This is a genomic window from Mycobacterium conspicuum (genome assembly GCF_010730195.1).
In the GTDB taxonomy this organism is placed as follows: domain Bacteria; phylum Actinomycetota; class Actinomycetes; order Mycobacteriales; family Mycobacteriaceae; genus Mycobacterium; species Mycobacterium conspicuum.
In genome coordinates this window covers 5,124,031-5,148,354 of sequence record NZ_AP022613.1, presented here as the reverse complement: position 1 = coordinate 5,148,354, position 24,324 = coordinate 5,124,031, and the positions used below count along the sequence as shown (strand labels likewise).

21 protein-coding genes and 1 pseudogene are annotated in these 24,324 nt (G+C 67.6%); 11 read left to right on the top strand and 11 right to left on the bottom strand.

From position 1 onward, the window contains the following. Positions 1–16: 16 nt before the first annotated feature. The 4 genes from G6N66_RS23555 to G6N66_RS23540 all read right to left on the bottom strand — a co-directional run bounded on the left by G6N66_RS23555 (position 17) and on the right by G6N66_RS23540 (position 3,551). Positions 17–1,003 carry a zinc-binding alcohol dehydrogenase family protein gene (locus G6N66_RS23555; protein ID WP_179968311.1) on the bottom strand — a complete coding sequence of 329 codons (987 nt, stop codon included), beginning with the start codon at positions 1,001–1,003 and terminating at the stop codon, positions 17–19. Positions 1,004–1,234: 231 nt separating this feature from the next. Then, complete coding sequence (locus G6N66_RS23550) at positions 1,235–1,891, bottom strand: TetR/AcrR family transcriptional regulator (RefSeq protein WP_085234704.1); 657 nt, start codon at positions 1,889–1,891, stop codon at positions 1,235–1,237. Then, positions 1,888–2,589: a TetR/AcrR family transcriptional regulator gene (locus G6N66_RS23545; protein ID WP_085234703.1), complete on the bottom strand. Its 702-nt coding sequence runs from the start codon at positions 2,587–2,589 to the stop codon at positions 1,888–1,890. Before G6N66_RS23545 ends, G6N66_RS23550 begins: the two co-directional genes overlap by 4 nt. Positions 2,590–2,678: 89 nt before the next feature. Then, complete coding sequence (locus G6N66_RS23540) at positions 2,679–3,551, bottom strand: alpha/beta fold hydrolase (RefSeq protein WP_085234702.1); 873 nt, start codon at positions 3,549–3,551, stop codon at positions 2,679–2,681. Positions 3,552–3,784: 233 nt separating this feature from the next. Between G6N66_RS23540 and G6N66_RS23535 the strand changes: the two genes are divergently transcribed. Beyond that, complete coding sequence (locus G6N66_RS23535) at positions 3,785–5,497, top strand: MOSC and FAD-binding oxidoreductase domain-containing protein (protein WP_085234701.1); 1,713 nt, start codon at positions 3,785–3,787, stop codon at positions 5,495–5,497. 126 nt (positions 5,498–5,623) lie between these two features. Here the strand turns inward: G6N66_RS23535 and G6N66_RS23530 are convergent, their stop codons facing one another. Together G6N66_RS23530 and G6N66_RS23525 are read right to left on the bottom strand one after the other, a co-directional pair. Continuing rightward, positions 5,624–6,424 carry a family 1 encapsulin nanocompartment shell protein gene (locus G6N66_RS23530; RefSeq protein WP_085234700.1) on the bottom strand — a complete coding sequence of 267 codons (801 nt, stop codon included), beginning with the start codon at positions 6,422–6,424 and terminating at the stop codon, positions 5,624–5,626. Continuing rightward, positions 6,421–7,440 carry a Dyp-type peroxidase gene (locus G6N66_RS23525; RefSeq protein WP_085234699.1) on the bottom strand — a complete coding sequence of 340 codons (1,020 nt, stop codon included), beginning with the start codon at positions 7,438–7,440 and terminating at the stop codon, positions 6,421–6,423. Before G6N66_RS23525 ends, G6N66_RS23530 begins: the two co-directional genes overlap by 4 nt. Positions 7,441–7,493: 53 nt before the next feature. Between G6N66_RS23525 and G6N66_RS23520 the strand changes: the two genes are divergently transcribed. Then, positions 7,494–8,747, top strand: coding sequence for a M18 family aminopeptidase (locus G6N66_RS23520; RefSeq protein ID WP_163645909.1), 1,254 nt, complete (start codon positions 7,494–7,496; stop codon positions 8,745–8,747). On the opposite strand, the gene G6N66_RS23515 is transcribed toward G6N66_RS23520, so the two are convergent. Continuing rightward, positions 8,744–9,391, bottom strand: a complete 648-nt coding sequence (locus G6N66_RS23515; protein ID WP_085234697.1) for a TetR/AcrR family transcriptional regulator — start codon at positions 9,389–9,391, stop codon at positions 8,744–8,746. The genes G6N66_RS23520 and G6N66_RS23515 overlap by 4 nt on opposite strands. Positions 9,392–9,432: 41 nt before the next feature. On the opposite strand from G6N66_RS23515, the gene G6N66_RS23510 reads away from it, so the two are divergent. Next, positions 9,433–10,500, top strand: a complete 1,068-nt coding sequence (locus tag G6N66_RS23510) for a phosphotransferase (RefSeq protein ID WP_085234696.1) — start codon at positions 9,433–9,435, stop codon at positions 10,498–10,500. 36 nt (positions 10,501–10,536) lie between these two features. Here the strand turns inward: G6N66_RS23510 and G6N66_RS23505 are convergent. Continuing rightward, positions 10,537–11,595: pseudogene (locus G6N66_RS23505) on the bottom strand (PE family protein); the annotation flags it as partial. Between the two features lie 108 nt (positions 11,596–11,703). Between G6N66_RS23505 and G6N66_RS23500 the strand changes: the two are divergent. Further along, positions 11,704–12,051: a VOC family protein gene (locus G6N66_RS23500; protein ID WP_085234694.1), complete on the top strand. Its 348-nt coding sequence runs from the start codon at positions 11,704–11,706 to the stop codon at positions 12,049–12,051. 10 nt (positions 12,052–12,061) lie between these two features. Here G6N66_RS23500 and G6N66_RS23495 read toward each other — a convergent pair whose 3' ends face one another. Further along, positions 12,062–12,679 carry a TetR/AcrR family transcriptional regulator gene (locus tag G6N66_RS23495; RefSeq protein WP_163645908.1) on the bottom strand — a complete coding sequence of 206 codons (618 nt, stop codon included), beginning with the start codon at positions 12,677–12,679 and terminating at the stop codon, positions 12,062–12,064. Between the two features lie 82 nt (positions 12,680–12,761). Between G6N66_RS23495 and G6N66_RS23490 the strand changes: the two genes are divergently transcribed. From G6N66_RS23490 to purM, 7 genes are all read left to right on the top strand, one after another. Further along, on the top strand, positions 12,762–13,841 hold the full coding sequence (locus G6N66_RS23490; protein ID WP_139825365.1) for a phosphotransferase: 1,080 nt from the start codon (positions 12,762–12,764) through the stop codon (positions 13,839–13,841). Next, the gene (locus G6N66_RS23485; RefSeq protein WP_085234691.1) at positions 13,841–14,956 is read left to right on the top strand and encodes a hypothetical protein; all 1,116 of its coding nucleotides are present in this window, start codon (positions 13,841–13,843) and stop codon (positions 14,954–14,956) included. The genes G6N66_RS23490 and G6N66_RS23485 overlap by 1 nt, the downstream gene beginning before the upstream one ends. 2 nt (positions 14,957–14,958) lie before the next feature. Beyond that, a complete protein-coding gene (locus tag G6N66_RS23480) occupies positions 14,959–17,211 on the top strand; it encodes a molybdopterin-dependent oxidoreductase (protein ID WP_085234690.1) in 2,253 nt (750 codons plus the stop codon). 33 nt (positions 17,212–17,244) lie between these two features. Then, positions 17,245–19,509, top strand: a complete 2,265-nt coding sequence (gene purL / locus G6N66_RS23475) for a phosphoribosylformylglycinamidine synthase subunit PurL (RefSeq protein ID WP_085234852.1) — start codon at positions 17,245–17,247, stop codon at positions 19,507–19,509. A gap of 6 nt (positions 19,510–19,515) precedes the next feature. Beyond that, entirely contained in the window at positions 19,516–19,899 is a 384-nt protein-coding gene (locus tag G6N66_RS23470) for a sterol carrier family protein (protein WP_085234689.1), read from the top strand. 138 nt (positions 19,900–20,037) lie between these two features. Next, positions 20,038–21,594 carry an amidophosphoribosyltransferase gene (purF, locus tag G6N66_RS23465; RefSeq protein WP_085234688.1) on the top strand — a complete coding sequence of 519 codons (1,557 nt, stop codon included), beginning with the start codon at positions 20,038–20,040 and terminating at the stop codon, positions 21,592–21,594. Positions 21,595–21,663: 69 nt separating this feature from the next. Continuing rightward, on the top strand, positions 21,664–22,758 hold the full coding sequence (gene purM, locus G6N66_RS23460) for a phosphoribosylformylglycinamidine cyclo-ligase (protein ID WP_085234687.1): 1,095 nt from the start codon (positions 21,664–21,666) through the stop codon (positions 22,756–22,758). 67 nt (positions 22,759–22,825) lie between these two features. Here purM and G6N66_RS23455 read toward each other — a convergent pair whose 3' ends face one another. Together G6N66_RS23455 and ygfZ are read right to left on the bottom strand one after the other, a co-directional pair. Continuing rightward, positions 22,826–23,017, bottom strand: a complete 192-nt coding sequence (locus G6N66_RS23455; RefSeq protein ID WP_085234686.1) for a DUF3073 domain-containing protein — start codon at positions 23,015–23,017, stop codon at positions 22,826–22,828. 171 nt (positions 23,018–23,188) lie between these two features. Then, on the bottom strand, positions 23,189–24,268 hold the full coding sequence (ygfZ, locus tag G6N66_RS23450; RefSeq protein WP_085234685.1) for a CAF17-like 4Fe-4S cluster assembly/insertion protein YgfZ: 1,080 nt from the start codon (positions 24,266–24,268) through the stop codon (positions 23,189–23,191). Between the last annotated feature and the right edge of the window lie 56 nt (positions 24,269–24,324).

Below are 24,324 nucleotides of genomic sequence, written 5' to 3'. Positions count from 1 at the left end.
CCTTTTCTAGTGCAGATCAATCCAGAACTACAACCATCTTGCCGTCGGCTTTGCCGGACTCCATTACCCGATGGGCCTCGTGAATCTGGTCGAACGAGAAGACGCGCGCTGGCTTGGCATCGAGCTTGCCCTCGGCCACCTGCCGTGCGATGTCTTGCAGCGGGACATCGGAGAGCGGAAAGCCCGGGGTGCCAAACACGAAGCTACCGAAAAAGTTCCAATTGACACCGCTGGCCATGCGCAGCAACGGATTGAAATCGCCGATGGGATCCAGTCCTCCCAACCAGCCCGCCAAGCATGCCGTGCCGCCTCGGCGGAGCATGTCGAGCGAGTCGAGGATGGTGCTGTTGCCCACCAGGTCGAGGACCGCATCGATCTGCTTCGACTCGACTTTCGATTCGGGGAGGTGGGCGGCCAGGTCATGCCTTTCCAACTCGACGCGCGACGCACCCAACTCTTCGAGCAGGGCGAAGCGCTTGGGACTACGTGCGGTGGCGATGACGCGGGCGCCGGCGGCGACGGCCATCTTCAGCGCGGCCTGGCCGAACGCCGATGTCGCGCCGCGTAACACCAATGTCTGTCCCGCCGTCAGGTTGAGGTTGCGGAACAAACAGGTCCACGCGACCGCATACGTTTCGGGCAACGCGGCCAGATCTGACCACGGCAGGTCCGACTCGATCAGGGCGACGTTGGCCGCGCGCACCCGGGTGTATTCGGCGTAGCTGCCGTTGATGGTTCGCCCCAGCCCGCCCATCAGCGCCGCCACCTTGGCGCCGAGCGGAAATTCACCGCGCGGGCAGGAGTCGACGATGCCGACACACTCGATGCCGCTGACTTCGGCGGCCTCGGCCCACTCCCCTCGACGCATGTGCAGCTCGGCGTGGTTGATCCCGAATCCCTTCACTTTGATCACGACTTCGCCGGCTTTGGGTAGCGGCTTTGGGATGTCGGTGTATACCAGGCTGTCGAGCCCGCCAAAGCCCTTCAAGATGATGGCGCGCATGGCTTCCCCTCCGGGCCGCTCTCGTACCACGGCGGGCGAGGTGGGAAGCGTGCTGCTGGGAGCAGCGCCGGCGGTTTCCATGAACTTGGCTCTCTCCAAATCATCTAGAGGGCCGCACGATGTCGGATTGCGAAGGCCGGCCCTGGCGACGCTCCCCCGCCGTCCGCATTAACAGAATGGGCTAACCAACCCATTATTGGGCTGTGACGAAGCCCTGTCTAGGGTGCAAGCTCAGGACGCGGGTCTGCGACGCGATCGGCGGCCCCTGGGCCGCGGCGCGAAGGATCGCACGTAGTCGACGGCGGCGTTGACGGCGACCCGCAGCGGTTCGGCGTCGCCGGTGGCGTGCGTGACCATCGCCCCACCCTGGTGGGCGATGACCAACGCCGCGGCGAGGTGGCGCGGGTCGGCGTCGTCGCGCAGCTCGCCACGCTGCCGCATCGCGGTGAGCCCCGACTCGAACAGCCCCAGCCACGCGTCGTACCCGTGGGCGAGGTCGTCGCGGATTTCGTCGTCGGCGTCGATGAGCTCACCCGCCAGGGAACCGTAGACGCAGCCGCCCAACAGGTAGACGGTGTCGATATCGGCCACGCAGGCATCGGCCCACGCTTGCAGGGCCTCGAGGCTGTCGAGCGCGCCGAACCTGGGCTGGGTGTGGAACGACACGACGTCGCTCCGCCGTGCGGCGATGACCTGGCGGGTCAGATCGCGCTTGTCGCGAAAGTAATGCGAGAGCTGGGACCCGCCCACTCCGGCGGCGCTGCGCACCTCGTCGATGCTGGTGTTGGCGACCCCGCGCTCGAACATGAGCCTCGCGGCGGCGGCGATGATCCGCGCCCGGGTGGCCAGTCCCTTGCGGGTGAACCGAGCCGTGCTGTCGTCGTTCATCGGCTGGCGTTGGCCGAGGCGCGCCGGCCCCGGGGGCGGCGCGGCGGGCGCGGAGTTCGTTCGGCGGGGTCGGTGGCGAACATGCGCAGATAGTTGACGGCGAACCGAACGGCGTCGGCGTGCGGCCATTCCGCGCGATAGGTGAAGGCCAACGTGCCGCCGCCCTGGTGCGCGCTGACGATGGCCATCGCCAACCGTCGCGGGTCGGCGGTGGCGTCCAGGATGCCACGGCTTTTCATCCGCTGAATCGCCGCTTCCAGCAACGCGATCCACTGCCAGTAGCCCGCGGCCAGCGTGGCGCGCGTGGCGTCATCGGATTTCGCCAACTGCGCGGTCAGGGCGTGGAAGGTTGGGGTGCGACCGGACGTTCCGATGCGCCGGAGGTAGCGCATGTTGAGGTCGATCCACCGTTCGAAGTCGTCGAAGGAATCCAGGTCGCCGAGCTTGGGTTGTCGATGAAAGTCGAGCACCACCTTGATCTGGCGCCGGACGACGGCGCGGAGGAGCGCGCGCTTGTCGGCGAAATAGTGTGCCAGCTGAGACCCGCTGACCGAGGCGGCTTTTCGGACGCGTTCCATATTGGACGCGGTCAGGCCGTCGGTGACGATCAGTTGGGCGGCTGCCTGCACGATCCGGTCCCGGGTGGCCCGCCCCTTGGGGCTCAACCGTTGTTCGTCCGCAACGTCGGGATGGACCATCGCGTCAGGCTAACCCGGGGCCGCCTCCGAATATGGGATATCCAGCCCATTAAGCGGGCGGGTCGGAGTGCGCCGCCCGCGGGTCCGCGTCAGGCGGACGCGGGCACCTTGGCGAGGAAGTTCCGGATCAACTCTGCGACCTCCTCCAAAGCGGACTCCAACAGAAAGTGCCCGCCGTCGAGCAGGTGGATCTCGGCATCGGGCAAGTCGTCGGCAAACGCCTCGGCGCCGGTCGGACCGAATATCTCGTCACCGCGACCCCAGACCGCCAACAGCGGCACCCGAGTGGCGCGGAAGTATTCGTGCACGCGCGGATACAGCGGGGCGTTGGTGGCGTAGTCGCGCAACAGCTTTAGCTGCACCAGGTCGTTTCCGGGCCGGGAAATCAGCGCGTAGTCGTGATGCCACGCCTCGGGATCCACCAGTGTCTCGTCGGCTACGCCGGTCAGATACTGCCACCGGGTGGCGTCCAGGGTGAGGAACTGTCGGACGGCAGCCTCGTTGTCGGATGTTTGCTCCGCTTGATACGCACGGACCACCTTCCAGAAGCTCTCGACAAACCCCGCCTCGTAGCCGTTGCCGTTCTGGCTGACGATCGCCGTGATCGCGGTCGGCTCGCGCAGCGCCAGTCGCCATCCAATCGGGGCGCCGTAGTCCTGCACATACATTGCGTACCTGGTGACACCGAGCGTGTGCAGCAGGCCAGCGGTCAGGCCGGTCAGGGCGTCGAAGGTGTAGTCGAACTCCTCGACGGGCGGCGCGTCGGAAAGTCCAAAGCCGAGATGGTCCGGCGCGATCACGCGATAGCGGTCGGCCAGCGCCGGGACCAGGTGGCGAAACATGTGGGAGCTGGTAGGGAATCCGTGCAAGAGGACCACGGCGGGTGCATCGGGATCGCCCGCTTCACGGTAGAACAGCCGATAGCCATCGATGGTGGCGTAGCGGTGATGGACAGCCGGCATGCAACACCCCTCCGCAGTTCTGGGTTGTATGACCCAGTATGCACCAAAACGGGCGCTGCACAACAGTGTCCGCCGCCTGGCTTGCGGCCGGCGGAGGGCGTGAAATATTCTGGGCTGAGCATCCCAATTTTGCAATGCCGGCGGACGAGGGCGAGCAGCGTGCTGTTTGCGATGATCAGTACGTTCATGACTGGCATGACGCCAGAGATCGAATCTAGCTAGGGAGCGACATCGTGGGCAGGCTTCTATCGGTGAACGTGGGCTTGCCGAAGGACGTCGACTGGCGGGGCAGGACTGTCCACACCGGGATATGGAAGACCCCGGTCGACGGGCCGGTCATGGCGCGGCGCCTCAACCTTGACGGCGACGGCCAGGGTGATCTCGCGGGCCACGGCGGTGAGCAACGCGCCGTCATGGTGTATCAGACCGAGTCCTACGACTTTTGGAAGAGCTACCTGAGTCGCGACGACCTGGAACCGGGGCACTTCGGGGAAAACTTTACCGTTACCGGGCTGGCGGACGCCGACGTCTGCATCGGCGATCGCTACCGCATCGGGGACGCGGAATTTGAAGTCACCCAACCTCGGGTGACCTGCTACCGCGTTGGTCTTCGGCTGAACGAGCCGGCGATGCCCAACTTGCTTGTGGCCCACCACCGTCCGGGCTTCTATTTCCGCGTCATCACGGAGGGACGGGTCCGGGCCGGGGACGACATCGTGCGGACTCGGCGGGGCCGCCACGAACTCAGCGTCGTCGACGTCGACGCGCTGCTTTACCTTCCGGACCGCGACATCCAACAACTCCGCAAGGCCGTCGACATTCCCGCGCTGAGCCCCGGCTGGCAACAGTCGTTCAACGAACTCCTGGCAGCGCACGACACGCCGACGGCGCCGAGCGCTCCGCCGGTCGGAGTTGAGCCGGGGTGGAACGGTTTTCGTCAGTTGCGCGTCAGCGCGGTACATCGCGAAAGCGATTACGTGCTGTCGATCTGGCTGGAGGCCGACGATCAGGCTGTGTTGCCGCGGGCGCTCCCCGGCCAGTATCTGACCTTGCGAATTCCCGGCGCCGGCCACCCAACGCCACTACGCAGCTATTCACTGTCGGGTGATCCCGGCACCGCCGGCTACCGCATCAGCGTCAAACGCGAGGAGCACGGCCTGGTGAGCCAGTGGCTGCACGCTCACATCCAACCGGGGTCGGTGATCGAAGCGGCGGCTCCCCGCGGCGACTTCTATCTCACCGATGACGGCCCGGCGGTCGTTCTGATCTCGGCAGGAATCGGTGTCACCCCGGTGCTGGCCATGCTGCACGCGCTATCGGCGGCAGGCAGCGGTCGCGACATCTGGTGGCTGCACACCACCCGCAATCGTGAAACCCAGGCGTTTGCAACCGAAGTCACCGCGCTGATCGATGCCCTACCCCATGCGCGGCAGCGGGTGTTCTACACTCAGACCGACGGCCGCATGAATCAACGGGCCATCGCGAGCCTGAATTTGCCGACCGACGCCGTGGTTTACCTTTGCGGCCCCAGGCAATTCATGACCGATACCCGCGACGCGCTCACGTCGCTTGGATTCGACCCCGCCCGCATTCACAGCGAGCTGTTTGGCGCGCTACCGGCCATTAACCCCGGCGTCGTCGACGCGGCCCGGCACGCGCCGCCGCACCAGCCCCCCGGAGCACCGGGCGGCGGGCCGCCGATCACGTTCTCACGCAGCGGGCTCACGGTCAACTGGTCGGAGGACTACTTCAGCGTTCTCGATCTGGCCGAAGCCTGTGATGTGCCAACCCGATTCGCCTGCCGAAGCGGGGTCTGCCACGTGTGTGTCACCGGGGTGGTCGCCGGGGAGACCAGGTATGTCCAGACGCCGCTGGAGCCGCCGGAGCAGGGAACGGTGCTGATCTGCTCGGCGGCACCGACGACGGACCTCGTGCTGGATCTGTAGCGAAAAGTGGTGTGCTAGGCGGCAATCCCGCGCGGTAGTCACCGGTCGCAGGTAGGACCGCCAACGGCGGTCGCGTCAACTCGCACTCCCTGCCCAAAGCGTTGGCGTGCCGGTGTTTATTTTCACCTAGAGGCTCAGCGGAACCGACGCCTCGGCGGTGTAGCACAGGAACGTCAGGGTCTCCTGCAGATAGAGCTGCACGGTCTCGGCGTCGTGGCTGGTGTAACCGATTGAGACGTCGGTACCCAGCTGCAGGTCGAAATCGCCGCCGCGGGTGGTCAATACGAAGGCGCCGTCGATGGCCGGGGCCCAAATGATGTCTCCGGGGACCAGCCGGTCGATGTGTTCGAGGATCGGGTACCCGTGCTCGGTGGTCTCGCTGACCTTGGTGTAGACCTCGGCGGACAGCAGCACCGAGTAGGGACCGTCGACGCCGGCCAATCGCAGCTCGGAGATCGCCTGGGTGATGACGTCGGGGATCCCGCGGGGATCGGCGGGCAATGTCAGGGGCTTGTTCGAACTGGCGCCGCGGATGCCCTCGATCGACGCGGCGGGGTAGCCCTCGAAAATGGCCCGGTCCTCGATGAACGCCAGCTTCTTGGCGGCCGCCTTGACCGGATCCCAATCGGAGTCCTGCGCGCCACGCTCGACGTTGTCGATCTCAACACGTGACAGCGTGAACGGAACCCGCAGGCGGACAAGCGGTTTGCTTTCTCGTAGGTGAGCCACCACCCCGTCGGAGGGTGCTTCGACATTGACGAGCCGGCCCGTGCTGACCGCAGCCGTGACCGGCCCACCGGGATCGCTCACGTCGACCACCCGTCGCCCGGCGATATGGCGCTTGAACGTCCGCGTCGCCTCCAATTCGATTTCCGCCCAAGCGACGTCGGTGACGGGCGCCAGATTCCTGTACAGGTTGTTCGTCATTGAGAGGTTCCTTTCAGGCTGCCGATCGAAAGTGAGCCATTAGCGGCTGGGGACCCGGCCGGCTGCGCTGCCTCCGCCGGGCCGGGCAGCGGTGGCGGATCGTCGAGAAAGTCGACGGTGGGAGAAAAGAACAGGCCGCCGGTGACCGCGGTGGAAAAGTCAAGTATGCGATCGGTGTTCCCCGGCGGATCGCCCAGAAACATATTCCGCAGCATCTGCTCGGTCACCGTCGGAGTGCGAGAGTAGCCGATGAAATACGTGCCGTACTCGCCCTTGCCGAGCTCGCCGAACGGCATGTTGTGCCGCACGATCTTGAGTTCGATGCCGTCCTCGTCGGTGATGACGTTGAGCGCGATGTGTGCGTCCGCCGGCTTGACCTCGTCGCCGAGTTCGACGTTCTCCAACTTGGTGCGGCCGATCACCAGTTCCTGTTGCGTGACCGACAGTGAATTCCAGGCCGCTAATTCATGTAGGTACTTCTGCACATGGACGTAGCACCCGCCCTCGAAATCGGAGTCCTCATCGCCAATTACGGTGGCGCTGACGGCGATTGGGCCGTCGGGGTTCTCGGTTCCGTCGACAAAGCCCAGCAGGTCGCGGTTGTCGAAGTAGCGGAACCCGTGCACCTCGTCGACCACGGTCACCGCCCCGGCCATCGCTTGCAGAATTCGGTCGGCGAGCTCGAAACAGACGTCCAGACTTTCGGCCCGGATGTGGAACAACAGGTCGCCCGGCGTCGCCGGCGCGCTGTGTCGCGGCCCTTGCAACGCGACGAACGGATGCAGCTCGGCGGGGCGCGGTCCGGAGAACAAGCGATCCCAGGCGTCGGAACCGATCGAGGTGATCGCCGATAACCGTTTGGGCGGCTCGCGGAAACCAATCGCACGCACGAGTCCGGAGATGTCCGCCAGCGCGTCGTGCACGGTCGCCTCTCCGCCGTCGTCGATCGTGACCACGACGAAAATCGCGGCAGGCGTCAACGGCTCGAGGATGGGCTGCGGCTGAACCGGAGGCACTCTGCGACCCTAGCGTGGCGCGGACATTCAGGCCCAATGCCATGATGTTGGACATGTCGGCCGATGCTGCGGGCCTCTGCGAATTCATCGACGCTTCACCGTCGCCGTTTCACGCCTGCACCACGGTCGCCGCACGCCTGATCGACGCCGGGTACACCGAGCTCGATGAAGCCGTCCGCTGGCCGGACCTACCGGGCCGCTACTTCACCGTTCGCGCCGGCTCCTTGGTCGCCTGGAACAGCGACGGTCCTTCGGACGCATTCCGGATCGTCGGAGCGCACACCGACAGCCCCAATTTTCGGGTCAAGCAGCACCCTGACCGGCTGGTCGCGGGTTGGCGCCTGGTGGCGCTGGAGCCGTACGGGGGAGTGTGGCTCAACTCCTGGCTGGACCGCGATCTGGGTATCAGCGGGCGGTTGTCGATACGTGACGGCTCCGGGCTCACCCACCGGCTGGTCCGGATCGACGATCCGATTCTGCGGGTGCCGCAGCTGGCCATCCATCTGGCCGAGGATCGCAAGTCGCTCACCTTGGATCCGCAGCGACACGTCAACGCGGTCTGGGGATCCGGCGACGCGGCTTCGTTTATCGCGTATGTCGCCGAGCGGGCCGGGGTGGCCGCCGGCGACGTGCTGGCGGCCGATCTCATGACGCACGACCTGACCCCGTCGACGGTGGTCGGCGCCGACTCCAGCCTGCTGAGCGCTCCCCGGCTGGACAACCTGGCCAGTTGCTATGCGGGCATGGAGGCGTTGCTGACCGCCCAGCCGCGCGGCTACCTGCCGGTGCTGGCCCTCTTCGACCACGAGGAGGTCGGCTCGACGTCCGACCACGGCGCGCAGTCCAACCTGCTGACCAGCGTGCTGGAGCGCATCGTGCTCAGCGGCGGTGGCGGGCGGGAGGACTACCTGCGCCGGCTGCCCGTCTCGCTGCTGGCTTCCGCCGACATGGCGCACGCCACCCACCCCAACTACCCGGATCGCCACGAGCCCGGCCACCTGATCGAGGTCAACGCCGGTCCGGTGCTCAAGGTGCACCCCAATCTGCGTTACGCCACCGACGGACGCACGGCGGCGGCGTTCGAGTTGGCCTGCCGCCAGGCCGGGGTCGGATTGCAGCGCTATGAGCACCGGGCCGACCTGCCGTGCGGTACGACGATCGGGCCGCTGGCCGCGGCGCGCACCGGCATCCCCACCGTCGACGTCGGCGCGCCCCAGCTTGCGATGCACTCCGCGCGCGAGCTGATGGGCGCCCACGACGTGCCCAGGTACTCGGCGGCGATGCGAGCCTTCTTGTCTCCCGACTAACAGTCGCTGCTCGACACGCCGTTGAGGATCGCGTCGAGCAGACCGTCGAACTGTCGGCCCATGCCGCCACCCGGCTGCGCGAGCGCATGCAAGAGCATGGTCCCGACGATCGCGGTGGCGACGGCCTCGGTGTCGGTATCGGGGCGCAGCTCCCCGGCCTCGACGGCGTTGCGGAGCCGCGTCGTCAAACCCGCGAGCTGCGGAGCGCTCAGCTGGCGATACAGATCCTCGCCATCGCCCGGGCGAGCGGCCGCCGCGGCGACGAGGGCCCGCACCAAAGCGGCATTGGGCGGGTCGGCCAAAAATTCGGCGTGTTCGTCGAGCCACGTCCGCAGGTCTGCGCGGATGTCTCCGGTGTCGGCGACGGGAAACGACCCCGACCCGCCGTAGGCGTCCAGCACCGCCTCGGCGACCAGCGGCGCCTTCGATGACCACCGCCGGTAGAGCGTCTTCTTTCCCACTTGCGCGCGCGCCGCGACGCTTTCCATCGAAAGTTCGGCATAGCTGCGGGTCGTCAGCAGCTCCCGGGTGGCGTCCAGGATCGTGCGGTGCAGCCGACTGTCACGCGGCCGGCCGACCCGGGCATCGAGTTCAGCGGGGACTGGCGGCGGGCCGGTCGGTTGGGCTACGTTCGTCGTGACCATTTAGGAAACGATACGTGTCGTTTCTAAGAGAGGACCCATCGGTGAGCGCTCCCTCGTTGTCGGTTCCCAAGACCTGGGAGGAGATCACGCCCGCATGGATGTCGGCCGCGTTGGCCGCGGACTTCCCCGGGGTCCAGGTCGACACGGTGAATGTCGAACTTCGCGACGACGGCACCAACCGTCGCGCCCGGCTGGGTCTGACCTACCAAGCGGGGGACGGGCCTGCCACCGTCTTCGTCAAGGCCGCCGACCCCGCGCACAAGGCGATGATCCGCCTGACCAGCGGCATGTTCCACGAGCCGCGCCTATTCACCTGCGGGGTGCGGTTGCCGCTCGAGCACCCCGCCATCCACGCCGCGCTGATCGACGAGGCCGACTACGACTTCGTCATGGTCATGGAGGACCTCAGGGCGCGGGGAGCCGACCCTCGCGATGGCTCCCGACCGTTCACCGTCGAACAGGTCGCCACCGGCGTGCGTGGCCTGGCCCGGATGCACGGCCGATACTGGGGCGACCGCGTGCTGCGTGAACCCGCCTTGGGATGGCTCGAGCCGTTCCTGCCGTGGCGGGGTATGGAGGCGGCGCCGCTGCCCGCCGCGCTGGACCGCCTGGGCGACGACGCGCCAGCGGAAGTGCTGTCGTTAACCATCGACAGGCTGATCGACTCGATCTGGAAGCCGTACGTCGCCACGTTGACCACGTCGCCGCAGACGCTGTTGCACGGCGACCCGCATCTGGGCAACACCTACCTGCTGCCCAGCGGCGAGGTGGGGTTCCTGGACTGGCAGGTCGCCCGGCGGGGCAACTGGTCACTGGATCTGGGCTATTTCCTGCAAGGTGCCCTGACCGTCGAGGATCGGCGCCGCAGCGAGCGCGACCTCCTTACGGAATACCGAGACTCGCTGGGGCTGCCGGCCGACGAACTGCCCAGCACGGACGAGATCTGGTTGCGCTACCGCGCGTCGGTCGCCCACGGGCTGGCCATCTGGCTGGTGACCGCCAGCGCCGGCGAATGGCAACGCACGGAGGTCTCCGTCGCACTGGCGCAACGGTATTCGTTCGCCTACACCGACCTGGAAAGTGCGAAAGCGCTGGCTCAAATCGCCTGAGCAGCGAATTGCGTTGCGAGGCAACAGGATTTAGACGCCGCTTCTGCCGTTCCTGCCGAACAGCACGCCGTGCGCTCCTCCGACGCCGCCGCCGCCCTGGTTGGTGAAGTTGCTGCCGAAGCCGCCCGTGCCACCGTTCCCGCCGTTGCCCACCAATATGCCGGCGGGCCCGCCGTCGCCGCCCGTGCCACCCAGACCACCAGCGGCAATGCTGGTGCCACCGTCGCCGCCGGCGCCGCCGTGGCCAACCAGCCTGCTGGTGCCGCCCAATCCGCCGGTCCCGCCCAAGGATGCGCCGAAGCCGTCTCCGCCGGTTCCGCCGGCGCCCCCGGCACCGATCAGGCCGCCAAGCCCGCCGAGCCCGCCGGTGCCGCCGGTCGTGCCGGTTGAGGTGCCGGTCCCGCCGGTCCCGCCGGTCCCGCCGGCGCCGAAGAGCCCGGCGTTGCCGCCGGTCCCGCCGGTGCCGCCGATTCCGGAGTCGTTGGCCCCGCCGGCGCCGCCGGTCCCGCCGGTGCCGAAGATCACCCCGCCCTGGCCGCCGTTGCCGCCGGGTGCTCCGAAAGACCCCCCGGCCCCGCCGGTCCCGCCACGTCCGAAGAGCCCGGCTTTTCCGCCGCTACCGCCGGCTTGACCAGCCGCGCCGGATCCGCCGTTGCCGCCGTTGCCCCACAGCAGCCCGCCGTCGCCGCCGTTCTGTCCGGTCCCCGCCAGGCCATTGGCCCCATTGCCGATGAGGGGCCGGTTCAGCAGCGCCAAGGTGGGCTCATTGACCGCGTTGAGAGCCTTCTGCTCGATGGCCTGCATCGGCGAGGCGTTGGCGGCCTCGGTGCTGGCGTAGGAGCCCGCGCCCGCATGCAGGGTCTCGACGAACCGGGCATGAAACGCCGCCGCCTGGGTGCTCAATGCCTGATAGGCACGAGCGTGTTGGCCAAACAACGCCGCGATGACCGCCGAGACCTCATCGCCGCCCGCGGCCAGCACCCCCGAAGTGGGGACCGCCGCCGCCGCATTCGCGGCGCTGATGGTGGAGCCGATGCTCGCAAGGTCTGTCGCCGCTGCCGCGACGAATTCCGGTGCCGCGATGACGAATTCCACTTCGCGCCTCCATCAGAGAGCAAGAACTGCGGAAGCTGATCCTATCGCGCGCAAAGACAGTTCATACCGCTACGGGCATGTCGGGGTTGGCGTTTAGAGTCAGTCGATATGACGCTCAAAGTTGAAATGGTCACGTTCGACTGCGACGACCCCGCGAAGCTGGCCGACTGGTGGGCCAAGCAGTTCGGGGGGACGGCCCAGGAGCTACTCCCCGGCGAATTCATCGCGGTGACCCGACCCGAGGGGCCCCGGCTGGGATTCCAGAAGGTGCCCGATCCGACCCCCGGAAAGAACCGCGTGCATTTGGATTTCAGTGTTGCGGATCTGGATGCCGAGGTGGCGCGGCTGAAGTCCGCCGGCGCCACCGAGGTGGGCGGGCGCACGATCAGCGACAGCTTCCGCTGGGTGGTAATGGCCGACCCCGAGGGCAATGTGTTCTGCGTGGTCGGTCAGTAATCGGGCGCCTTCAGCCGCGTCGTTTCCTGACTCCCATCCCGCGCAGCCATTGGACGAGCAGTAGCTGTGCCAGTTGGTCGACATCGACATCCTCGCCGCTCAGCACGTAGGACATCGGTGCCACCAGTTGGATCAGCGCCAGCGATGCCGCCAGCTCAACCGGCACCGAGTCGGTGAGTTCGCCCGACTCGATTGCCGTGGACACGGCGTCGACGATGATTCCCAGCAACTCCGGATGCCCCGCGTGGGGCTCGTTCGATGGTGCCGCCCGGACGAACTCCTCGGCCATCCGGATATGGCCGGGTCCGGCCTCGCGCCAGGCATCGTAGATCGCGGCCCGGACGTGGCCGAGTTTCGTTGCAATGTCGGCGGTTCCGGCGTTGGCGATACGGATCGCAGCATCCTGCGCCAAGCGGCGATTGAACTCTCGCAGTAGGCCCGCCTTGGTTCCAAAGATCCGGAAGAAGGTGGCCCGGCCGATGTCGGCATGCGCGCAGATCTCCTCGACACTGAGGTCGTCGAAGGAACGCGACGCCAGCAGGTCGCTGGCGGCGTCGTAGAGCTGGGCGGCATTTCGCTGCCGGCGCAGCGAGCGACCGTCGGTTGTCTCCGTCGCTTCGAGCGTCACGAAAGCCACCCCTGCCCGGTTTGAGGCTTGACTCGCCAAATCCAAACTAGTGATACTGAAGTCTCAATTCAAGGAGGGCGCCTTGCCGAAGGAGCCGACGGTCATCGAGACCGTCGAGCAGATCGATGCCGAGTGGTTGACGGCCGCGCTCGGCGAGGCCGGCGTCGGCGCGACAGTTGGGAGCGTGACAGCCGAACGGGTCGGGACCGGCCAGATGGGCTCGTGCTTCCGGCTGTGCATCGACTACGCCGACGGCGAGGGGCCGGCCCGGCTGATCGTGAAACTGCCGGCGACAGAGCCGGACAGCCGCGCCGCTGGAACATTGGGCTATCGGTGTGAGACAAGCTTTTACCGCGAGTTCGCCGATCGGATCAGCGCCCGGATTCCGCGCTGCTTCTTCACGGCCGCCGACGCCGCGACGAACGGGTTCACGCTGCTGCTGGAGGACCTTGCCCCGGCCGAACCCGGTGACCAGATCGCGGGCTGCACCGTCGACGAGGCGATCGCCGCGGCAGTGAACGTCGCCGGTCTGCATGCGGCGACGTGGAACGACCCGTCGATCCGCGGCCTCGAATGGCTCATCCCGGACCTCACGGCGATGCCGGAGTTCACCCGGGAACTTCTCGGCAATGCCACCGACCAGTTCCTGCAGCGGTACCCGGTTGACGCGAACACGGCGTCGGTCTTGCGGTGCTTCGCCGATCGATTTGCGGCATGGGCGACGGGGCGGCCCGAACCATATTCGCTGCTGCACAGCGACTACCGGCTCGACAATCTGTTGTTCGCGCCCGCCGGGGCGAGCGATGCGGTGATTGCGGTGGATTGGCAGGTGGTCACCGTCGGTCTGCCGTTGCGTGATGTCGCCTTTCTGCTCGCCACTGGCCTTTCGCCCGACGACCGTCGCAGGGGCGAACGCGCGATCGTCGCCGCCTACCATCGCCGGCTTGTCGAGTTGGGTGTGACGGGCTACGCCGCCGAGCGGTGTTGGGACGACTATCGCTACGCCCTGTTTCAGGGCCCGTTCATCACCGTCCTCGGCGCGTTCGTCGGGCAACGGACGGAGCGCGGCGACCGAATGTTCACGGTGATGGCGGAGCGGTCGGCGTCGGCGATCGACGATCTTGACGCCTTGGCGCTGCTGGACGATGTGAAGGAGCGTTGATGCTCAGCCCGTTTGACGACTTCCCCATCCATGCCTCTGCCGATCCGGTCGCCACACCGGCCAGCAGCGACCCCAACCACTACGACCGCTATTGGTTCAACGGCCACCAACGCGACGGCGCCTTCTACTTCGGTGCCGCGATGGGCCATTATCCGGTCCGCGGCGTCATCGACGCTGCCTTCAGTCTGGTCAACGACGGGGTCGAGCATTCCATCTTCGCCTCCGGAGCCATGCCCCTCGACCGGTCGACGGCGATTGGGCCGGTCCGCGTCGAAGTAACCGAACCCATGCGGACCATCCGCTACGTCGTCGAACCCAACGATCACGGAATCGCTTGCGATCTCACCTTTCGGGCCACCACCGTCGCCATCGAAGAACCCCGACAACAACGCCGCAGCCCGGAAGGGATCCTGCTGACCGATCACACCCGGCTCACCCAGTGGGGAACCTGGGAAGGCACCGTCGTCGTCGACGACGACGAGCTGCGCATCGACCCCGTCGACGTGTGCGGCACCCGCGACCGCTCGTGGGGAATCCGGCCCGTCGGCGAACAGCTCCCGGTGCTTCGCCAGCCCATGGATTTTCAAGTCTTCTGGCTGTGGGCGCCGCTGCATTTCGGGGACCGCTTCACCCACTTGGCTTTTCATGAACACGAAGACGGCCGGCGGTGGCTGGAGACCGCGCTTGTTCTCGATCCCATTCCCGACGGGGCATCCGCGTGCAGCACGGCCGGGGTGCGCGAGTGCCACGACATCGGTTACGAGATCGAGTGGGAGCCCGGACGGCGCGAGATGCGCCGGGCCAGGCTGTGGTTCCACGACCCGATCGAGGGCGAGACCCACATCGAGGTCGACAAGAAGTTCACCTTCCGCATGCGCGGCATCGGCTACTGGCATCCGCATTGGCTCCACGGCAGCAACCACGGGCAGCTCGAAACCGGCCGTGAATCAATACGACTCGACGACTTCGACCCCCTCGATTTCGGATCGATCCACATCCAGAACGTCGTCACCGCGAAAATGGGCGACCGGCACGGGGTGGGTGTCGTCGAACAGATCGCACTCGGGCCGCACCAGCCGAGTGGGCTAACCGGCTTTCTCGACGGGCACGTCTAGACATGCCCGAACTCAAGGTGACCTGTCCGTTGTGTGAAGCGATGTGCGGCCTGCGATTGCAGGTCGTCGATGGCCGCGTCGAGTCGATCCGGGGCAACGGCGAGGATGTCTGGTCGCGGGGGCACGTGTGCCCGAAGGGCGTCTCGCTGGGTCACCTGCACGACGACCCGGATCGGTTGCGCCGGCCGTTGGTTCGCCGGCCCGACGGCAGCCATGTCGCGGTGTCGTGGGACGACGCGCTGGCCGAGGCCGAACGCGTGCTGCGGCCGGTGCTGGCCAGCGACGGCGCCCGCGCCTTGACGGTGTATGTCGGCAATCCGGTGGCGCACAACCACGGCCTGGGCACCCACATCGGCGCGCTGATCGGGTTCGCGCAGGCGGCCGGGATGCAGGCCTACTACTCTCCGGGCACCGTCGACCAGTGGCCCCTGAACGTGGTGGGATCGCTGCTGTTCGGCGCGATGTGGAGCGCACCCATCCCCGACCTTCTGCGCACCGACCATCTGATGATGCTGGGCGCCAATCCCGCAGTCTCGCAGGGCTCGATGCTCTCGGCGCCCGACATCATGGGCCTGTTGGCGTCGATCGCCAAGCGTGGACGGGTGGTCGTCATCGATCCCCGCCGCACCCAGACCGCCGCACGCGCGAGCGAATGGGTGCCGATCCAACCCGGCACCGACGCATTGCTGCTCTTCGCGATCCTGCGCACGCTCGACGAACACGGCTGGGTGCGGCGACCCGAGCACCTGCGGGGCCGTGTCGTCGGTCTCGACGAAGCCTTGGCGCTGGCCGACCCGTTCACCCCGGAACGCGTCGGCCCCGCCACCGGGATCGCGCCGACCACGATTCGCCGCCTGGCCGAACAGCTCGCCCACGCCGAAAATCCGGTGCTCTACAGCCGAATCGGTGCGTGCACACAGGAATTCGGGACGCTGGCCACCTGGCTGGTGTTCGTCATCAACATCGCCCTGGGCGCGCTCGATCGGGTGGGCGGCGCGCTCTTCCCCAAGCCGGCCGTGTGGACCCCGATGCTTTCCAAACCACCCGATCAGGACGGCGACGGTTGGCGCTTCGGGCGTTTCCACAGCAGGGTGCGTCACGCCCCCGAAGTGTTGGGCCAATTCCCCGTCGGTTGCCTGGCCGAGGAAATCGATACGCCCGGCGACGGCCGAATACGGGCATTGATCACCGTGGCGGGCAACCCCGCGGTCTCGGCACCGGGCGCCGCTCGCCTGAGTGCCGCCCTGCCGAAACTCGACGCAATGATCGCCATCGACAGCTATCTCAACGAGACCACCCGACATGCGCACGTGATCCTGCCCGGCCTGTCGCCGCTGGAAAGGTCGCACATCGACGACCTGTACTGGATGTACTCGGTGGCGTCGTGCGTGAAGTGGTCGGACCCAGTCTTCGAACCCGAGGCCGGCCGACCGCAGGAGTGGGAACTGCTGCTGCGGCTGGGGGGCGCGCTATTCGGCACCCCGGTGCCCGAGGTTGACGTGGCCGCACTCGACGACCTTTATGTCGCGGGAATGATCGCCACCATGTCCGCACTCCCCGACAACCCGCTGACCGGGATTGACGCCGACATCGTGATGGGTGCGCTGGACGGGCGAGGCCCAGAACGGTTGGCGGACCTAGGGATCCGGGTCGGTCCATGGGGTGACCGGTTCGGCGCGCGCCGGGGCGGATTGACGCTGGCCGAGGTTCGTCGCCATCCCGACGGCTTGCGGTTAGCCGAGCTGGAAGGTGGCCGGCTAGGCGAAGCGGTCACCACACCGTCGGGCCAGGTCGAACTGATCCATGCCCATATCACCGACGACATCCCCCGGCTGCGTGCCCGGCTGGATGCCCCCAACCCCGAGTTGGTGCTGACCAGCCGCCGGCACTTGCGGTCCAACAATTCTTGGCTGCACAACGTGCCGACGCTGATGCGCGGCCGGGACCGGTGCACATTGCTCATCCACCCGATCGATGCCGCCCGGGTCGGCGTGATCACCGGCGGCGCTGCGCGGGTCAGCACGTCGGAAGGCGCCGTCACCGTCACGGCCGAGGTCACCGACGAGGTGATGCCCGGGGTGGTGTCCCTGCCGCACGGCTGGGGGCACGGCCTTTCCGGCACCCAACTCGGAACGGCCAATCGCCATCCCGGGGTCAACTCCAACCTGCTCAACCCCACCGATCTCATTGACGTGCCCAGCAACACCCATGTCGTCAACGGAGTGCCATGTCAGGTCGGCCCGGATCGCCAGTGAGCTATTGCCGACCGGACTCCCTAGACTGTGTCCGTGATTGACACGGTCGAGCACGCCGCCGCCAGCCCCGACCAGCCGCAGCCGTTCCACGAGCTGGGCCTCAAAGACGACGAGTACCAGCGGATTCGCGACATCCTGGGACGCCGGCCCACCGACACCGAGCTGGCGATGTACTCGGTGATGTGGAGCGAGCACTGCTCCTACAAATCCTCCAAGGTGCACCTGCGCTACTTCGGTGAGACCACCACCGAGGCGATGCGGGCCGGCATGCTGGCCGGCATCGGGGAGAACGCGGGCGTGGTCGGCATCGGCGACGGCTGGGCCGTCACGTTCAAGGTGGAATCGCACAACCACCCGTCCTACGTCGAGCCGTACCAGGGCGCGGCCACCGGTGTGGGCGGCATTGTCCGCGACATCATGGCCATGGGCGCGCGGCCGGTCGCGGTGATGGATCAGCTGCGTTTCGGCGCGGCCGACGCCCCCGATACCCGTCGCGTCGTCGACGGCGTGGTCCGCGGCATCGGCGGCTACGGCAACTCGCTGGGCCTGCCCAACATCGGCGGCGAGACCGTGTTCGACGCGTGCTATGCCGGCAACCCGTTGATCAACGCGCTGTGTGTCGGCGTATTGCGCGAGGAGGACCTGCATTTGGCGTTCGCCTCGGGCACCGGCAACAAGATCATTTTGTTCGGCGCGCGGACCGGCCTGGACGGCATCGGCGGGGTCTCGGTGCTGGCGTCGGACACGTTTGACGCCGAGAACTCCCGCAAGAAGCTGCCCTCGGTCCAGGTGGGCGATCCGTTCATGGAGAAGGTGCTCATCGAGTGCTGCCTGGAGCTCTACGCGGGCGGCCTGGTAATCGGCATCCAAGACTTGGGTGGAGCCGGATTAGCCTGCGCCACTTCGGAATTGGCGTCGGCCGGCGACGGCGGCATGGCGATCCAACTGGACACCGTGCCGCTGCGTGCCAAGGAGATGACGCCCGCCGAGGTGCTGTGCAGCGAATCCCAGGAGCGGATGTGCGCGGTGGTCGCGCCGGAAAACGTGGACGCCTTCCTGGCGGTCTGCCGCAAATGGGAGGTGTTGGCCACCGTGATCGGTGAGGTCACCGACGGCGACCGGCTGCGCATCACCTGGCACGGCGAGACGGTCGTCGACGTGCCACCCCGCACGGTGGCCCACGAAGGCCCGATCTACCGGCGCCCGGTCGCCCGACCCGAAACGCAGGACGCCCTCAACGCCGACAGTTCGTCTCGGCTACCACGGCCGAGCACCGGCGACGAGTTGCGCGCGACTTTGCTTGCGCTGCTTGGCAGTCCGCATCTGTGCAGCCGCGCCTTCATCACCGAACAGTACGACCGCTACGTGCGTGGCAACACCGTGCTCGCCGAGCACGCCGACGGCGGCGTGCTGCGCATCGACGAGTCCACCGGCCGCGGTATCGCGCTGTCCACCGACGCGTCGGGACGCTACACCCTGCTCGACCCCTATGCCGGTGCTCAACTCGCGCTGGCCGAGGCGTACCGCAACGTGGCCGTCACCGGTGCCACACCGGTCGCGGTGACCAACTGCCTCAACTTCGGCTCGCCCGAGGATCCCGGGGTGATGTGGCAGTTCGAGCAGGCGGTGCATGGCCTCGCGGATGGCTGTGTGGCGCTGGGGATTCCGGTCACCGGTGGCAACGTCAGTTTCTACAACCAAACCGGCTCGACGGCGATCCTGCCCACGCCGGTAGTCGGGGTGCTCGGCGTCATCGACGACGTCGCCCGGCGTATCCCCACCGGTTTGGGCACCGAACCCGGTGAGACCCTGATGCTGTTGGGCGACACCCACGACGAGTTCGACGGCTCGGTATGGGCGCAGGTGACGGCGGACCATCTGGGCGGGCGCCCGCCCGTCGTGGATCTGGAGCGCGAGAAGCTACTGGCCGACGTGCTGAGCGCGGCTTCGCGGGACGGACTGGTATCCGCGGCCCACGATCTGTCCGAGGGCGGCCTCGCGCAGGCGGTGGTGGAATCGGCCCTGGCGGGTGAAACCGGTTGCCGCATCGTGCTTCCCGAGGACACGGATCCGTTCGTGATGCTGTTTTCCGAATCGGCGGGCCGAGTGTTGGTCGCGGTCCCGCGCACCGAGGAAAGCAGGTTCGCTTCGATGTGCGAGGCGCGGGGATTGCCCGCGGTCCGCATCGGCGTCGTCGACGAGGGTTCGGACGCCATCGAGGTGCAGGGCCTGTTCACCGTGCCCCTGGCGGAACTGCGCGCGACGTCCGAGGCAGTGCTGCCGCGACTCTTCGGATAGGTCGGTATGCCAGCCCGAGACAGCGCGGCGCAAACCCGGCAGGCCATGCTGGCGGTCGCCGACTGGCTGCGCGACCCATCACATCCCGAGCCCGGCCGGGACGTGATCGCGAAGGCGGTTCGCCTCACCGCGCGCACCCTTGCCGGCCTTGCCCCCGGCGCCAGCGTCGAGGTCCGGATACCGCCGTTCGTCGCGGTGCAATGCGTTGCCGGGCCCCGGCACACGCGCGGAACACCCCCCAACGTCGTCGAGACCGATCCACGGACCTGGCTGCTGCTGGCGGCCGGGCTGTTGTCCCTGGCGGAGGCCAACGCCACCGGGGCGGTGGCGCTGTCGGGCTCCCGGGCCAGTGAGATTGAGCACTGGCTGCCCCTGATCGCCGTGCGCTGAATGCAACCCTGAACTGCAGGTTTAGGGTGATGAAGTAAATATTTCGCCCCTCGACACGCCCGGTCGATTCGGCGGCGGCAACGTTGTGCCCGTAGACTCCTGAAGGTCACCATCCGTTCCCCGGGGAGCCGCCGAACCGTGACCGTCCAGGAACCCTTACAGGAAAACGCAGCACCCGAGCAGGACCTGAACTCACCCCGCGAAGAGTGTGGCGTATTCGGCGTCTGGGCCCCGGGCGAACAAGTCGCCAAACTCACCTACTACGGCCTCTACGCATTGCAGCACCGCGGGCAGGAAGCCGCGGGGATCGCGGTCGCCGACGGCTCCCAGGTGTTGGTGTTCAAAGACCTCGGACTGGTCAGCCAGGTGTTCGACGAACAGACGTTGGCGGCGATGGAGGGCCACGTCGCCATCGGCCACTGCCGCTACTCCACCACCGGCGATACCACCTGGGAAAACGCCCAGCCGGTGTTCCGCAACACCGCGGCCGGCACCGGAGTTGCGTTGGGGCACAACGGGAATCTGGTCAACACCGCCGCCCTTGCCGCGCGCGCCCGCGAAGCAGGGTTGATCGCCACACGCGCGCCGGCCCCGGCGACCACGGACTCCGACATCCTGGGCGCGCTACTGGCCCACGGCGCGGCCGATTCCACGCTGGAGCAGGCGGCGCTGGAGCTGCTGCCGACCGTGCGCGGCGCGTTCTGCCTGACGTTCATGGACGAGAACACCCTCTACGCGTGCCGCGACCCGCACGGGGTGCGGCCGCTGTCGCTCGGGCGGCTGGACCGTGGCTGGGTGGTGGCGTCGGAGACGGCCGCGCTCGACATCGTCGGCGCCTCCTTCGTCCGCGACATCGAACCCGGCGAACTGCTGGCGATCGACGCCGACGGTGTGCGCTCCACCCGGTTCGCGAACCCCACGCCCAAGGGATGCGTCTTCGAATACGTGTACCTGGCGCGGCCCGACAGCACGCTCGCCGGCCGTTCTGTGCACGCCACCCGGGTGGAGATCGGTCGTCGACTGGCCCGCGAATGCCCCGTCGAGGCCGACCTGGTGATCGGCGTTCCGGAGTCGGGCACCCCCGCCGCCGTGGGTTACGCGCAGGAGTCCGGCATCCCGTATGGGCAGGGACTGATGAAGAACGCCTACGTCGGGCGGACCTTCATCCAGCCGTCGCAGACGATCCGCCAGCTCGGTATCCGGTTGAAACTCAACCCCCTCAAAGAGGTGATCCGGGGCAAGCGGCTGATCGTCGTCGACGACTCGATCGTGCGGGGCAACACCCAGCGGGCGCTGCTGCGGATGCTGCGCGAGGCCGGCGCTCTGGAAGTGCACGTGCGCATCGCCTCACCGCCGGTGAAGTGGCCGTGCTTCTACGGCATCGACTTTCCGTCGCCGGCCGAGCTGATCGCCAACGCGGTCGAAGACAAAGAGGAGATGCTCGAGGCGGTGCGGCATGCCATCGGCGCCGACACGCTGGGTTACATCTCGCTGCGGGGCCTGGTCGCCGCCTCCGAGCAACCCGCTTCGCGGCTGTGTACCGCATGCTTCGACGGCAAGTACCCGATCGAGCTGCCCAGCGAGACCGTGCTGGGCAAGAACGTCGTCGAGCACATGCTCGCCACTGCCGCCCGGGGGTCCGAACTGGGCGATCTGGCCGGCCAGGATTTCCCAGAAGTCCCCGTTGGTCGCTGACGCCGCTACCTTTGACCAGGTTGGGCAACTGATTCCGGCCGTGAGCGCCGCCCGGTAGCCTTTATCGCGATGACGGACTCGGGAAAATCCCACGGAAACGAGCTGGGCGCGCTGGGCATCACGTATGCGTCCGCCGGGGTGGATATTGACGCAGGCGACCGCGCCGTCGACTTGTTCAAGCCGTTGGCGACCAAGGCCACCCGACCGGAGGTGCGGGGCGGATTGGGCGGATTCGCCGGCTTGTTCGCGCTGCGCGGCGGCTACCGCGAACCGTTGCTCGCCGCGTCCACCGATGGGGTCGGCACCAAGTTGGCGGTCGCTCAGGCGATGGACAAGCACGACACCGTCGGCCTGGACCTGGTGGCGATGGTGGTCGACGATCTGGTCGTGTGCGGCGCCGAGCCACTGTTCCTGCAGGACTACATCGCGGTCGGCCGCACCGTGCCCGAGCGCCTGAGCGCGATCGTCGGCGGCATCGCTGAGGGCTGCGTGCGGGCGGGCTGCGCGCTGCTCGGCGGTGAGACGGCCGAGCACCCCGGCCTGATGGAGCCCGACCACTACGACCTGTCGGCCACCGGCGTCGGTGTGGTGGAGGCCGACGACGTGCTGGGCCCCGACCGGGTGAAACCGGACGACGTCATCATCGCGATGCGCTCGTCCGGCCTGCATTCCAACGGGTACTCGCTGGCGCGCAAGGTCCTGCTGGAGATCGACCGGATGAACCTGGCCGGCTATGTGGAGGAATTCGAACGCACGCTGGGCGAGGAACTGTTGGAACCCACCCGCATCTATGCCAAGGACTGCCTCGCGTTGGCCGCGGAGACCCAGGTCCGCACCTTCTGCCACATCACCGGCGGCGGTTTGGCCGGCAATCTGCAACGGGTCATCCCGCACGGATTGACGGCCGAGATCGACCGCGGCACCTGGACACCCGCCCCGGTGTTCAAAATGATCGAACAGCGCGGCCGCGTGACGCGCGAGGAGATGGAGAAGACGTTCAACATGGGCGTCGGGATGGTCGCCATCGTCGCGCCCGAAGACCAAGTCCGGGCCGAGGCCCTACTGATGGCGCGACACCTGGACCCGTGGGTGTTGGGAACCGTCCGCAAGGGCGGCAAGGACGCTCCGCGAGCCAAGCTCGTCGGGCAGCACCCGAGATTCTAGAAACCGAGGCTGGGCGCAACGCGCACCGTGCCGATGCGAGGCGCATCGGCACGGGGAGTGGGAGACGCTAGCGGCGGCGCCAGCCGTCCTGATCGCTCCAAGAGTCGTCGGGGGTGTATTCACCGTCCAGCCCGTCGGAGTCGTCGGCGCTCGTACCCGACAGCTCCTGCTGAAGCCGCTGAAAGTCGGTCTGCGGAGAGCTGTATTTAAGCTCCCGAGCAACCTTGGTCTGCTTTGCCTTTGCCCGGCCGCGGCCCATGGGGGGACCCCCTCGCGCAATAACGGAGCGGCCTACGAGTAGGCGGCTCCGATCTCTTGGTGTCGTTTATTGTCCTGCCGACAGTTTACCGTGCTTCGCGGCGGGGCGTCGGCGCCCCCCGCCGCTGTGACGGACAACTTATGAGCCGAAAGCGCGGCGAAGCTAGCCACGCTAACGTCCGCGCAGCCGTTCGACGGCCAGCCGTCCCGCGCCGACCTCGTCGGTGGGCGGCAGCGAGTCGGCGTCGATCGCCGCCGGAACTTGGCCTTCCGGACCCGTTACCAGGCCGGTGTCCGCCGTCAGGCCGCGCTTGAGCAGCGCCAGCGCGATCGGCCCGAAGTCCACGTGCTCGACGACGGTCCCGAGGCGTCCGACGGTACGCCCGCCGGCCAGCACCGCATCGCCGGTCGAGGGCTGCTCCACCGAGCCGTCGAGGTGCAGCAACACCAGCATGCGCGGCGGCCGACCGAGGTTGTGCACCCGCGCGACCGTCTCCTGCCCCCGGTAGCAGCCTTTGTCGAGGTGGACGGCCCCACCGATCCACCCGACTTCGTGCGGAATCGTGCGCTCATCGGTGTCGACGCCGAGCCGCGGGCGCAGCGCCGCCACCCGGTGCGCCTCATAGGCCCACACGCCGGCCGGCCGCACGCCCGCCCGCGCCAATCGGTCCCGCCATCCCGGCGAGTCGGCGCGCGGCACCAGCAAATCCAGTTCCAGTTGGCCGGCGCGGGCTCCGGGCGCCCGGCGGAGGAAGCCCCCGGCGACCGGAACCGCCGTCGCCTCGGTCGGCAGCGCATCCAGGCCCAACGCATCGAGCACCGCCCGGTCCGCCAATCGCGGACCCAGCAGGGACAGCACCGCGGTGTCGGCGGCGCTCGGGGCCACGTCGGCCCAGAACACCATCTTGCGCAGGTATTCCAACAGCGGTTCACCACGCCAAGGTTCGGTGTCGAGGTGGGTGGCGCCACCCAGCTCGGTTTGGATCCAGTGGTCTTCCACCCGGCCCTGACCGTCGAGGCTGAGGTTCTGCGTGCTGGCGCCTTCGGGCAGCTCGCTGACGTGCTGAGTGGAGAGGCTGTGCAGCCAGCTCTGACGGTCGTTGCCGCTGAGCGTGAGCGCCGCGCGGTACGAACGATCCACCAGCACCGCGTCGGTTTCGGCTGCGCGCTGCTCGCCCAGCGGGTCGCCGAAATGCCAGATCGCACCCGCGTCGGGTCCGGATTCAGGTGCAGGGACGGCGTGGGGGTTCACAGCTCAACTCTACGGACCGCGCGGCTAGGCTTCTCGTCCATGGCTGCGCAGACGAC

What these genes read in the sequence shown, in the direction of transcription:
- G6N66_RS23520 (WP_163645909.1), top strand. Translation starts at nt 7,494, where the DNA reads ATGTCGGCCGATGCTGCGGGCCTCTGCGAATTCATCGACGCTTCACCG.
- G6N66_RS23550 (WP_085234704.1), bottom strand. Translation starts at nt 1,891, where the DNA reads ATGAACGACGACAGCACGGCTCGGTTCACCCGCAAGGGACTGGCCACC.
- G6N66_RS23470 (WP_085234689.1), top strand. Translation starts at nt 19,516, where the DNA reads ATGCCAGCCCGAGACAGCGCGGCGCAAACCCGGCAGGCCATGCTGGCG.
- purM (WP_085234687.1), top strand. Translation starts at nt 21,664, where the DNA reads ATGACGGACTCGGGAAAATCCCACGGAAACGAGCTGGGCGCGCTGGGC.
- G6N66_RS23480 (WP_085234690.1), top strand. Translation starts at nt 14,959, where the DNA reads ATGCCCGAACTCAAGGTGACCTGTCCGTTGTGTGAAGCGATGTGCGGC.
- G6N66_RS23455 (WP_085234686.1), bottom strand. Translation starts at nt 23,017, where the DNA reads ATGGGCCGCGGCCGGGCAAAGGCAAAGCAGACCAAGGTTGCTCGGGAG.
- G6N66_RS23485 (WP_085234691.1), top strand. Translation starts at nt 13,841, where the DNA reads ATGCTCAGCCCGTTTGACGACTTCCCCATCCATGCCTCTGCCGATCCG.
- G6N66_RS23555 (WP_179968311.1), bottom strand. Translation starts at nt 1,003, where the DNA reads ATGCGCGCCATCATCTTGAAGGGCTTTGGCGGGCTCGACAGCCTGGTA.
- G6N66_RS23530 (WP_085234700.1), bottom strand. Translation starts at nt 6,424, where the DNA reads ATGACGAACAACCTGTACAGGAATCTGGCGCCCGTCACCGACGTCGCT.
- G6N66_RS23515 (WP_085234697.1), bottom strand. Translation starts at nt 9,391, where the DNA reads ATGGTCACGACGAACGTAGCCCAACCGACCGGCCCGCCGCCAGTCCCC.
- G6N66_RS23540 (WP_085234702.1), bottom strand. Translation starts at nt 3,551, where the DNA reads ATGCCGGCTGTCCATCACCGCTACGCCACCATCGATGGCTATCGGCTG.
- G6N66_RS23500 (WP_085234694.1), top strand. Translation starts at nt 11,704, where the DNA reads ATGACGCTCAAAGTTGAAATGGTCACGTTCGACTGCGACGACCCCGCG.
- G6N66_RS23545 (WP_085234703.1), bottom strand. Translation starts at nt 2,589, where the DNA reads ATGGTCCATCCCGACGTTGCGGACGAACAACGGTTGAGCCCCAAGGGG.